Origin of the sequence: Pelagicoccus albus (genome assembly GCF_014230145.1) — a bacterium.
GTDB lineage: Bacteria > Verrucomicrobiota > Verrucomicrobiia > Opitutales > Opitutaceae > Pelagicoccus > Pelagicoccus albus.
Genome location: NZ_JACHVC010000007.1, coordinates 165,639 through 177,453, shown reverse-complemented (window position 1 = coordinate 177,453; position 11,815 = coordinate 165,639). Strand labels below are relative to the sequence as shown.

Here is an 11,815-nt window from a genome sequence, read left to right as displayed (position 1 = left end):
CAGGGTATAATGAAAATGAGAGAAAGCCTAGAAGCGATAAGACGCGCCCAAACTCCAAAGCATCGGATTCAAAGTAGCGGTCGTTAGGCGAGCTCCACCAGCGGTAACATCGGAGTCGATATTTACCCACTTCACGCTCGCGTCGAAATCCCACTTATCACCCAGATCGTACTTGAAGCCAGCGCCCAAAGCGAGACCCGCACTGTAATCATCAAGGTCGAGTTCGACTCCAGCTACACTGAGACGTTTGTTAGTGATCCAAGTGAAGTTAACCCCACCAGAGACGTAAGGGACAAAACCGGAATCGTTTTGGAATTCGTAGACGACGCTCAAAGTCGGAGGCAGATGCTCTAGGGTACCCAAGCTGCCTACACCTGCGAGGCTGACATCATGCTTTTGCGGAACAGTGAGAACCAATTCGGCGAGAACGTTTTCAGTGAAATTGTAAGTAACATCGATTTCTGGAATCCATTTGCTCTCAACCGAAACTGCGTCCTCTGCAAAATCGATCCCCAAAGCGGAGAAGGCGTCGGATTCATCCGCGGTTTCCAAATAAGCCGCCCGCACTTTCACTTCCCAAGTTTTGGCAGGTGCCGCGTTTGCAATGTTTGAGATTGATGCCAAGGCAACGAGTGCCGCGATTCCGATAGTTGTCGTTTTTGTCATAGTGGATAGGGTTTTGATTATTAACTTACCTTTTATTCTTCATTAGTTATCCGTCAACTGGTTAGAGGCATAAACACCTTATATTCAGTTAGCTTTAGACTTTTATTACATCAGCTAATCCGCAGAGATCGCCCCCAGCATTAAAAAAACCTCCGGCCAGCGCTAGCTGATCGGAGGTCTGAAAATGAAAGCGTATCTCGCAGAACTAAGCGGCCTTTTTACGGCTCCACATGACTGCTCCTCGCTTCTTAAGAAGCTTCCGCATCTTGAAACGGCCAAACATGGTTGCGAAAAGTAGAGGAGCTTTCCCTCCTCCATTGTCCGCATTGACGTCGGCTCCATAGTCAAGCAGCAGACTGGCGAGCTCTAGGTAGCCTTTAAACGCCACGCCTCCGAGCGGAGTTTGCCCACGATCGTTGCGACGCTCGGTATCAGCTCCAAACTCTAGCAACATGCGGGTTGTCTCCACATTCCCATTGTAGCTGGCGAGCATTAGGAGGCTGTTCCCCTTTCCGTCGCTCAAGTTGGCGGGCATTCCGGCTTCCAGCATCTTTTGCAGGGGCTCGGTCTCGCCTTTGCGCGCAAAGTCAGCGGCCATTTCCTGCAACTCTACGTAGCGGTCTACCTCTTCCGGGCTAACTGTGTCTAAAATCATATTGGTACTCCTCTAAATAATTTTCATCGGACGGGGAGGCCCCAAACCAGCGAGAGGCCTCCCCTTTTTGTGAAAACAGGGACGGAGGGAATCCAACCAAACCCCGAACCTGTTGGACTAACTGGGACAGAGTGCTCAGCCGCCCCAGTCGGCACAAAAAAGCTAACCTTCGCTTGGCGTGAAAGTCACTCCGAGCGCCGCGGCGACACCGCTGGCATAAGCTGGATCGGCCTTGTGGAAATGATTCAGCTGCCTTTGCACGATGTACTCAGGCACGCCTTCCATCGCCTCCGCTATGTTGTGGTGCAGGCGATCCTTCTGAGCATCGTCGAACATGCGATAAAGGTTGCCAGGCTGAGTGTAGTCATCGTTCCCCTCACGGTGGTTGTAACGATCCGCATCACCCGAGATGCGAAGAGGCGGTTCGGCCACCGAAGGATCCTCTTTGGCAGATCCCTCGACAGAGTTTGGCTCATAATAAGCGTCTGGCGAACCGAAGTCGTTGGTGAAGAAACGCATCGCTCCGTCCTTGTGGTAATGGTTGAGCGGAGACTTAGGCCGATTAACCGGAAGGGCTTCGTAGTGAGTTCCCAGACGATAGCGGTGGGCGTCTGCGTACGAGAAAACGCGAGCTTGCAGCATCTTGTCCGGCGAGTAGCTGATTCCCGGCACTACGTTCGACGGCGAGTAAGCAGCCAATTCGATATCGGTAAAGTAGTTGTCCGCGTTACGATTCAATTCGAATTCGCCAACCTGAATGAGCGGATACTCACCATGCGGCCAAACCTTGGTAAGGTCGAATGGATTGTAGCTTGTCTTCTCCGCATCGGCTTCGGGCATAACTTGGACATAAACGGTCCACTTCGGATATTCGCCCTTCTCAATCGCTCCGAAAAGCTCCTCCTGATAAGTCTCACGGCTGTTGCCGATAACCTCCGTCGCTTCGGCATTGGTGTAGTGCTTGTGACCTTGCTGAGTCTTGAAGTGGAACTTTACCCAATAGCGCTCCCCTTCCTTATTCCAGAAGCTGTAGGTGTGGGAGCCATACCCGTTCATGTACATAGGGGCTACAGGAATTCCACGGTCGCTCATGAGGATCGTCACTTGGTGCAAGCTCTCTGGGGACAAAGACCAGAAATCCCAAGCCGCAGTCGCGGAACGCAAATTGGTTCGAGGGTGACGCTTCTGCGTGTGGATGAAGTCAGGGAACTTATAGGGATCGCGGATGAAGAACACAGGCGTGTTGTTGCCTACTAAATCCCAATTACCCTCTTCGGTGTAAAACTTCAGAGAGAAGCCACGTACGTCGCGTTCCGCGTCCGCCGCTCCCAACTCGCCCGCTACCGTTGAAAATCGGGAAACGAGCTCCGTCTGCTTTCCAACTTCCGAAAACACCTTGGCGCAGGTGTACTTCGTAATGTCATGGGTAACTGTGAAGGTTCCAAATGCTCCCCAACCTTTGGCGTGAACAACACGCTCAGGAATGCGCTCCCGGTTTTGGTGAGCCAGCTTTTCGATGAGCTGGTAGTCCTGCATCAAAAGCGGACCGCGTGGACCCGCTGAAAGAGAATTTTGATTGTCGGCGATTGGATTGCCCGCCGAAGTCGTTAATCTGGTTTTTGGTGAACTCATAATGTGGCCGATATAATAGCGCACATCTTGCAATAGATATAATAAAAGCTTTGGATAGTCCCTATAGAATTATTCGATGGAATTGAGCCAATTAAAATGCTTTCTAGCCGTAGCGAGGGAGGGGAACTTCACAAGGGCCGCCAAACTCTGCAATCTGAGCCAGCCTTCCCTCAGCTACCAAATCTCCAAACTTGAGGAGGAGCTGGGAGAAAGCTTGTTCGTACGTAAACCCAAAGGCGTGGAACTGAGCGACGCCGGCAGGCTCCTCCTCGACGGAGCGCACCGAATAAAAGAGGAACAGGACCGAATCCTCTCCTCGTTTCGAGCCCGGGAAGAATTGAAGTCAGGCGAGATAAGGTTCGGCATCATACCGACCATAGCTCCCTACCTGCTCCCTCCACTCTTACGCGGATTCTGCCGAGACTACCCTCAAGTCCGACTCACCATTCGGGAGTCCCAAACTAGCAAGCTGGTGAAAGAGGTTGTGGATGGGGAACTGGAATTCGCTGTAGTCAGCGATATCGCCGCGCCACTCCTCAAAAAATACTCCCTTCACCTTAACAAATTATTCCATGAGGACTTGATTCTGGCCGTGCCAACTGGTCACCCGAGTACTGTCACCGACTTGGCCAACATCGAATCACTCGAGGCGGGCGAGCTCATTCTCCTCAGCGAGGGCAACTGCCTACGAGACCAAACCGTGCAAGCCTGCCAGCGAGAGGACCGCGCAAGCGCACTCGAGTGCGAACAATTACCAACCCTTCTTTCCATGGTAGAAGCGGGTCTCGGAGTGGCCATCGTTCCAGAGATGGCAGTTAACCCGGGCCAATCCCACGGAATCAGCTTCCGGCATTTCAAAAACCCCCGCCCCCGCCGCATGATTGGGCTCCTCAAAAAGCGGGGAGGAAAGCTCAGTTTAGCCGCCCAGGAGTTCGTGAGACGCTTAAATAACGATAACATTGGCTAGATATCGTTAAATCAATGTAAACGCTTCTTGACCCGCGCATACGGAAGAGCAATATTCTAATAACCTACCCCAAATGTTAAGGCTCGGAACCGCCGCTTAGTTCGGCAGATCCGAGCCTTTTCTTTTTCTCAAAGCTCATCCTTATATTTTCGGTAAAGGGAGCGAAATTGGTAGTAGGTTAGACCGAGCTTGTTGGCCGCGTCCTGCTGTTTAAATTGAGCCGCCTGCAGGGCCTTTCGAAGGAGGCGTATCTCCAAGTCTCGAACCTGGTCGTGAAGCGGGCGCGAAAGGTCGTCAGCCACGACCGACGGCTCGCTGGATGACGGATCCGAAGCGGCCAAATAAGGGTTCACAAAGGGATCAAACTCGATCCGATCCACCTTCTCCCCATCTGAACGATAGACGCTCCGTTCCACCACATTTTTCAACTCACGGACATTGCCCGGCCAGTCATGCGAATTTAGACTCTCCAAAGCCGCTTCGCTAAACTCAGGCACCCCTTCCAGTCCGAGCTCCCTCGCCATTGAAGCCGCGAAATGCATCGCGAGATATACGATATCCTCATGACGAACCCGAAGCGGCGGCAGGTAAAGCACATCGAAAGATAGACGGTCCAACAGGTCGCTCTTGAATTTCTCGTCTTGGGCCATGGCGGCCAAATCCGCATTGGTCGCGCCCACGATTCGCGCATTCACTTTCACCGACGTGGATCCACCCACTCGCTGAAACACGCCATACTCCACCGCTCGCAGAATTTTCTCCTGCACCGTCATGGAGACCAAACCGATCTCATCGAGAAAGAGTGTCCCGCCGTCAGCGGCCTCAAAACGCCCCATACGACGCTTTACCGCTCCCGTGAATGCTCCCGCCTCGTGTCCAAAGAGCTCCGACTCCAAAACGGACTCCGAAAGAGCCGCGCAGTTCAGGGCCACCAACGGCCCCTGCCAACGCTGGGAGAGATAGTGAAGACGCGCCGCGGCCAACTCCTTACCCGTTCCTCGCTCCCCTATCAGAAGCACCGGGCGGTCGATCTTGGCCACAGCCGATAGCCTTTGCTGAAAGTCCAAAAATACCTCCGAAACCCCCAAGGCTTCCGGCAGAGAACCCATTTCAAATCCACTATCGTCTTCTTGGCTCATTTAATTGGTTTTTTCGGCCATTTTTTGGCTTCCTACAACATTTTTTAAGTCAACGAACTAAGCCCCGAAATACACTTAATATTTCTTTCCATTGTTTATCAACGACTTGCATACCCATAAAAGGAGTTGGCACGAGTCGTGATAATGTAAGTTCAAACAACAATTTAACTGAAAAATACAATGGGAATATTCACACGCTTCAAAGACATCGTCTCTGCCAACATCAACTCTATGCTCGATAAGGCAGAAGACCCTGAGAAAATGATCAAGTTGATGATCCAGGAAATGGAAGACACCTTGGTCGAAATCAAAGCCTCATGCGCTTCCGCAATGGCTACCAAGTCCAGAGTGACACGCGCCTTGGACGACGTTCAGTTCCGCGTCGACGACTGGAGCAACAAGGCTCGCCTCGCGGTTTCTAAGGGCCGCGAAGATTTGGCTCGCGAAGCTCTCGCCGAAAAGCGCGTATTCGCTGATGAGGTTGAACGCCTCGAAAAGGAAATCTCACAGCTTGAGGGAATCGTAGCCAAGTATCAGTCTGACATCAGCCAGCTGGAAGAGAAGCTCGCCAACGCTCGCAAGAAGCACCAGGTCCTCATCCAGCGCCACACTCAAGCTCAGAAGCGCCACAAGGCACAGAGCGTCATCCGCAAGAACGACAACGTTGATGCATTCGCAAGATTCGACGCGTTCGAAAATCGCATCGAGCGCATGGAAGCAGACGCCGATCTCGTAAACGCCAAGGCACGCCCTGCCCTGGAAGACGAATTCGCCAAGCTCGAAGGAGATGAGTCTCTGGAAAACGAACTTGCGGCCCTAAAAGCGGAGCTAGAGAATAAGGAGTCCAAATAAGGAACTCGATAACGACCACTCGAACACCCCTAACCAGCTCTAGCTACTCTTCGCATGAGACCAGAAGTACTCATATTTCTCATCCCGATCGTCGCAATCATATGCGGCACCATCATCTCGCTCACCAAAAATGCGAGAGAGCACAAGTCGAAGAACGGGGCCCAACTAAGCGAGGAAGAGACACGGATCATGCAAGAGCTACATCAGTCGCTTCACAAAATGGAAAAGCGCATAGAGGCCCTCGAAACCATCATCATTAACAAAAAATAGTCGTCGCCCTCACCCGACGAATACAAAAATGAGAAACCAAATCTACCGCTCCCAAGATAAACGTGTAATCTTCGGAATTTGCCAAGGGGTAGCGGAATACTTCGATCTATCCGTCTTTTGGATACGGTTCGCCTTAGTTGTCGCCACCTTCTTCACCGGCCTCTTTCCAATACCTGTGTTCTACGGAATCGCCGCTCTAGTAATCAAGCCAGAGCCAGAGTCCGCTACCGAGCCCAAAGCAAAAGACAGCTTTGAGGAAGACTACTTCGAAACCGAGGTATCCAGCCGCACGCTAAGCCTCCGCCGCTTGAAAAACCGCTTCGACTCCATCGAGTCCCGTATCCAGCGGATGGAGAACTACGTTACCAATAAATCTTACGACTGGGAACGCCGCTTCAACTCCGGCAAGTAGCCCCAGCCCGGCACGCCTCAGGCGTGCCCAACCAACCTTCCACTCTTAAGTCCTTCCACAAGGCGCCAGAGCTACTGCTTTGCCTTAAACCTTCCCGATAGATGAAAAAATGGGCCAAACCTGCCGCCGCGATCCTACTCGCTTCCGCGATCGGATACATATCGCTCGCCAAAAAAACCGAGCAGCCTTCAAGCAATTCTGAAGAAATCCAAATAACCACTACCGGTCATGGCCCCAGCATCGTACTGCTGCATGACTCCTCCCAATCCGACCTCCACTGGGCAGACGCCGCCAAGAGGCTCTCCAGCCACTTCCAAGTCACTTTGGTCGATGTGACCTCGTTTCTGCAAAGCAGCAAACCCATCCGGCAACTGCGGACCTCTCTCAAAAATCTAAACATCAACGATTCGCGTATAGCCGGATCAGCCCATACCGAACAACTAGCTCTCCACTACGCTCTCTCCTTCCCGGAGCAGAGCGCCAGCTTCATTCTTCCGCACACAGGCGAGGACCTGGAAATTCTAGCGGACCTAATCAACTCTCATCCTCTAAACAAATCATGAACGGACAAGGAACCGCCGGCAACGTAATCGCCGCCCTCTGCAGCTTCTTCTTCCCAGGCTTGGGACAACTCATCCAAGGACGACTTATCGCCGCCATCTGCCACTTCGTATTCGCGTGGCTACTCTGGATCGTACTCTTGGGTTGGATCGTACACCTCTGGTCGATCATAGACGCTGCGAAATACGAATCGCCAAGACGCTTTGAGCACTGCCGCTACTAAGGGCTCACCCTTCCTTCGACCACAACTTGCTTGTGGTCGCTATGTAAACGCCAAACCAAGGATAGGCTTTCCAGATAATCGCTTTGTCGAGCATCCTTGCCATTGATGGTTTCGATTCGGATAGACCGCAGAGACTTTTGCAAGTCGAGTGACGAGCCCAGCGTATCCACAATTCTGATTAAATCTGGATCCGAACAATCGACCTTAAACTCCAAGTCCTTTCCGCCGCGACGTGCCTCCGCCACAAGCTCGCGTCCACGATAAACAAGGCGATTTCCCACCTGCCTACGCGGAAGTGCGCCCTTGAGATTCTCTAGTCCGATCCCGCACAAGGACGCCGGATCCGTGGCCCCTAACCAGTAGATTGCAGACTCCGGAAGAGTTTTATTCAGACGTCGCAAGGCTTCGTGCGAAGCGAACTGCAAACCGGGAATTCCCTCGAAGAAACGGCCTCCAACTACTTCGCCACCCAGCTCCAAAAGTCGCAGAGCCTTGAAAACATCTTTCCAGCGAAAGCCGGCACATTCACGTTCAAGGAGTTCCTTAAAGAGAACTCCGTAACGATCCAGCAGGACAAAAGCCCTCTCGCGCTCCAACTCCAAAGATTCGATTGCATCAAGCTCACCGGACAACCGCTCGTTTTTGTACCAACTCCCTGGATACGTTGCCAATCTCGCTCGGCTGCGACGCCCTCTCCTCAAAGTCCTACTTGGAGCAGACTGCTGCTCGACTTTTTGAAAAAGCTCGAAATTGCTGGCCTCCGCCTTTCGCACACTGGAAAACAAATCACTCCCAATCTGCCCTGACCAAACAAGGCCCCAAAGAGCTTTCTCAAGGTCTTTGCTAGAACCTCCAATCAACTCTTGCAGCTTGGAGAATGAATACCGAGCTCCCTTACTCAAAAGCTCTAAAACAGATTTCTCTAGCGGCGTATACTCCGCCCCGATTTCAGGCAAAAGGTCTAGCTCTTCCTCGCGGATGAACGACAATTGTCGTTCCCCCGTTCCAACCCACAAAAAGCCCTCATCCATCAGGCATCGGTCAAGGTGCGATTCATGATATCCCAGAAGGCGGCTTCGCAAAATTTGTCCTTCCCACTCCGCCGCTCCAGCCGACAAACCACTCAGCTTGTCCAAAACGGAGACCAACCCTTCTGCGTTTTCAGAAGGGCGAGCAGCTCCCTGCCAATCTGCCAAAAACAAACTTAAGGCCTCAAGCGGCAAAGCCTCAAAGACAGAGCGATTCCGAGCTCGATTCATGCGTAGCAAGATCTCGTAATTCTGGATCTCGCAGATTTGCTCGTTTTCTTCGCCCTCGACGAGCATCCCTCTCACCACCAGCTCATCGTCAACGAGCTCAGCAACAAGAGATTCAAATTCCTCCCCGCCTGACAACCCCAAAGAATCCCGTAACCACTCTTCCGATACAGGTCCATAGAAAGAGAGCCATTCGAGAAAAACACTACGATCGGGAGCGTCAGCCAAGAGAGCAGCTACACGCCCTTCTTCACCTTGCAGATAAACAAAGACGCCACTCTCCAAGCGTTTTCGCTCAACCGGAATTACCTCTTCAGAATATCCGTGCAACAGCTCGGACCACTCCGATTCCTCCAGCAAAATACGATCGCGCAGCCACTCCAAGAGCTCAGTCCGCTCCACGGGGGAATAGCCATCCCTGGTGCGCTGACGCTTAGACTCAAACTCATTAACCAAATCCCGAGAGAGCAAGGGACGAACTCCGTCATCAAACATCACCGAGCGGATTAGATCGTCTCTTAGCTTAGATTCCCCAGCACCGTCCGGTTGATCAGTCGCGTACATGTACTGCTCATTGATCTGACGCCACGCCACATCAGCCGCGAAGGGACTGGCCAAACTTGTACGAGCCACACTGACAGAGATCTCTCCACACTCGAGTTCCTCCAACACCAAACGCAAGGACTCCATGTCGAAGTCGTCATTCAGACAAGAACGCCAAGTCTCCAGAAGTAGCGGGAAGTCATCGAAGCTGCGAACTGAGTCCATCAGTTTCTTAGCTCTCATACGACTCATCCAAAGCGGTAAACGCTGACCTGGTTTGTTACGGGTAATGAGCAAGGAGGTTCCAGCCGCTTCCCTGAATCGGGCACCAAAAAAGTTCGAACCCTCTAAACTCTGGCGAAGCAACTTCTCCAGATTATTCGGACTCACCAGGTCCAAAACACGCTCTGGATCCACCTCGTCAGGCAACACAATCACGACACAATCATCATTTACAAATACGTCGGCCCGATTCCCAAACGCATCCTGCCAAGCCGCATCCAAAGCCAAGCTGAAAGGTCGATTCACCCTCCCACCCCAAAAAGTGTGCAGCACCAGCTGCTTGCCCGGAGCCCCACCCGGCGCGGAGTCAATAAGCTCAGCCAGCAAATGGTGACGATGGGGCAATCCTGCTCCCGTCGCTTTGCGCTGCCGCTCCAAAAATGAATTCAGCGATTTCGCAGCGTCCCCTTCGATGCCATATCTAGCTGAAAGCTGCTTTAGAAATTCGTCTGCAGATCGCTCTCCCTCCGCCCATTCCAAGAATTCCCCGATGCGATTTGAAAGATGAAAATCGCGATCGTAAGTCTCCGCTCTCCAAAACGGGGGAGCCATCTCACCCTTCTGCGCGGGCAGAACAAACACATCGTTGTGGGTGACGTTTTCAATTCTCCAACTCTGTACCCCAAGCGTGAATACATCGCCGACTTTTCTTTCCCAGACAAACTCTTCATCGAGCTCTCCGATCCTCGAACCGGTTCCACTCATACGAAGATGGTAGTATCCCCGATCCGGAATCACGCCACCAGACATGTAATACGAAAGCAGAGCCCCTTTTCTCAAGGTCGCTGCATTCCCCTTCATATCGATCGAAATCTGAGGCTTCAATTCCCGCAAGCGACTGCCGGCGTAGCGGCCCGCCAACATAGCGGTCACCAAATCGAAAACCTCCCGATCCAATTTTCGAAACGAATAACAGCTTCGAAATAGCTCAAAGAGTTCGTCCAAATCCCAAGGCCCGCATGCCAAGGTGGAAACGATTACCTGAGCGAGAACGTCAAGCGGGCACTCCACGATCTTAACATTCTCGATGTCTTTCTCACGTATTGACTTCGACAAGACAACCGACTCAAGAAGGTCTTTAGAATGCGACGGATAAAGCGTCGCACGACTAACCGCACCCACCTGATGGCCAGAGCGACCGACCTTCTGCACGGAGGAAGAAACGGAGTTCGGGCTTTGCACCATCACCACGCAATCAATCGAACCGACGTCGATTCCCATTTCCAAAGAACTGGTGGCCACTATCGCCTTCACCTCCCCAGACTTTAAGCGTTGCTCCACCGTAAATCGTATTTCTCGAGAAAGAGATCCATGATGTGAATACGCTATCTGAGTATCTTCTCCGAGATTTATCCGATGAGCAATCTTCTCCGCCAGCATGCGGCTATTAACGAAAATCAATGTCGAATTATTCTGGGCGATGAGCCTTTTCAGATCCTCCACGACAGGCTGCCAAGCATCTTCAGCGGGGTTACGTTCCGCATCTGGATCCGTAGTTACGATCTCGATTTCGTAGCGTTTTCCGACAGCGGACTGAGCCAACTGCACCTCGCGGCCTTGACCCTCCAAAAAGCCTCCGACGAAACGGGCCACCTCTTCCATAGGACGAACCGTAGCGGAAAGAGCGATACGCTGAAATTCACCGTTTAAATGGGCGAGGCGCTCCACTCCGGTCATCAGGTAAGTTCCTCGCTTACTGCCAGCGACCGAGTGTATTTCGTCGAGGATTACGGATTTGATTCCCAAGAGAGCGCGTCTGCCGGACTTCGAACTAAGAAGCAGGTTTAAGCTCTCTGGCGTTGTGATGAGTATTTCGGGAGGATGACGCAGCATCTTTCGCCTCTCCGATTGATCCGTATCGCCGCTTCGAGCCATGACGCGAATATCCGGCCAGTCTTGCTCGGAGTCAGCGAAAGCGGATTTCAGCTCGGATAGCGGCGTAAGAAGATTCCTCCGAATATCGTTGTTGAGAGCTTTGAGTGGCGAGACATAGAGAAGACGCGTTTGCCCCAGCTCCCATGTCCCGGTGGCCAGCTGGTTGATCCCCCATAAAAATGCCGCCAGCGTTTTGCCGCTACCCGTTGCCGCGCTGATCAAGCAATGCCGCTCATGGGAAATCAGGCTCCATGCAGCCTCCTGAATTTCGGTAGGCTGGCCAAAACGACCAAGAAACCATTTGGCCAACGAAGGATGAAAGGACTTTAATACACTAGAGCGGGATACGGGCATAAGGAGCAGGCTATCTCGACCTTAGGAAGAATCATTCCGCCGCCAATCTAAAGTTCTGCTAACAGAACCCGCAAAAAAAGCGGCCGGGCAAAAACGCCCGACCGCTTGGAAAAATAGAATATACCTGT

11 protein-coding genes are annotated in these 11,815 nt (G+C 52.3%); 6 read left to right on the top strand and 5 right to left on the bottom strand.

Annotated elements, in window-relative coordinates:
• Window positions 1-27: 27 nt before the first annotated feature.
• From H5P27_RS07560 to H5P27_RS07550, 3 genes are all read right to left on the bottom strand, one after another.
• Complete coding sequence (locus tag H5P27_RS07560) at window positions 28-666, bottom strand: OmpW/AlkL family protein (RefSeq protein WP_185659785.1); 639 nt, start codon at window positions 664-666, stop codon at window positions 28-30.
• Between the two features lie 205 nt (window positions 667-871).
• On the bottom strand, window positions 872-1,321 hold the full coding sequence (locus H5P27_RS07555) for an ankyrin repeat domain-containing protein (protein WP_185659784.1): 450 nt from the start codon (window positions 1,319-1,321) through the stop codon (window positions 872-874).
• Between the two features lie 162 nt (window positions 1,322-1,483).
• Window positions 1,484-2,953, bottom strand: coding sequence for a catalase (locus H5P27_RS07550; protein WP_185659783.1), 1,470 nt, complete (start codon window positions 2,951-2,953; stop codon window positions 1,484-1,486).
• Window positions 2,954-3,029: 76 nt separating this feature from the next.
• On the opposite strand from H5P27_RS07550, the gene H5P27_RS07545 reads away from it, so the two are divergent.
• Complete coding sequence (locus tag H5P27_RS07545; RefSeq protein ID WP_221774645.1) at window positions 3,030-3,920, top strand: LysR family transcriptional regulator; 891 nt, start codon at window positions 3,030-3,032, stop codon at window positions 3,918-3,920.
• 128 nt (window positions 3,921-4,048) lie between these two features.
• On the opposite strand, the gene pspF is transcribed toward H5P27_RS07545, so the two are convergent.
• Window positions 4,049-5,059: a phage shock protein operon transcriptional activator gene (gene pspF / locus H5P27_RS07540; protein ID WP_185659781.1), complete on the bottom strand. Its 1,011-nt coding sequence runs from the start codon at window positions 5,057-5,059 to the stop codon at window positions 4,049-4,051.
• A 180-nt stretch (window positions 5,060-5,239) separates the two neighbouring features.
• Between pspF and pspA the strand changes: the two genes are divergently transcribed.
• The 5 genes from pspA (at window position 5,240) to H5P27_RS07515 (ending at window position 7,377) form a co-directional block, all read left to right on the top strand.
• The gene (gene pspA / locus H5P27_RS07535) at window positions 5,240-5,911 is read left to right on the top strand and encodes a phage shock protein PspA (protein WP_185659780.1); all 672 of its coding nucleotides are present in this window, start codon (window positions 5,240-5,242) and stop codon (window positions 5,909-5,911) included.
• Between the two features lie 54 nt (window positions 5,912-5,965).
• Entirely contained in the window at window positions 5,966-6,181 is a 216-nt protein-coding gene (locus H5P27_RS07530; RefSeq protein WP_185659779.1) for a hypothetical protein, read from the top strand.
• A gap of 28 nt (window positions 6,182-6,209) precedes the next feature.
• Window positions 6,210-6,593, top strand: a complete 384-nt coding sequence (pspC, locus tag H5P27_RS07525) for an envelope stress response membrane protein PspC (protein WP_185659778.1) — start codon at window positions 6,210-6,212, stop codon at window positions 6,591-6,593.
• Between the two features lie 101 nt (window positions 6,594-6,694).
• Window positions 6,695-7,156 (top strand): alpha/beta fold hydrolase, encoded by a 462-nt coding sequence (locus H5P27_RS07520; protein WP_185659777.1) that lies wholly within the window; start codon window positions 6,695-6,697, stop codon window positions 7,154-7,156.
• Window positions 7,153-7,377: a hypothetical protein gene (locus H5P27_RS07515; protein WP_185659776.1), complete on the top strand. Its 225-nt coding sequence runs from the start codon at window positions 7,153-7,155 to the stop codon at window positions 7,375-7,377. The genes H5P27_RS07520 and H5P27_RS07515 overlap by 4 nt, the downstream gene beginning before the upstream one ends.
• Here the strand turns inward: H5P27_RS07515 and H5P27_RS07510 are convergent.
• Entirely contained in the window at window positions 7,374-11,687 is a 4,314-nt protein-coding gene (locus H5P27_RS07510; protein WP_185659775.1) for a DEAD/DEAH box helicase, read from the bottom strand. The two genes, H5P27_RS07515 and H5P27_RS07510, sit on opposite strands and share 4 nt — an antisense overlap.
• Window positions 11,688-11,815: the final 128 nt, after the last annotated feature.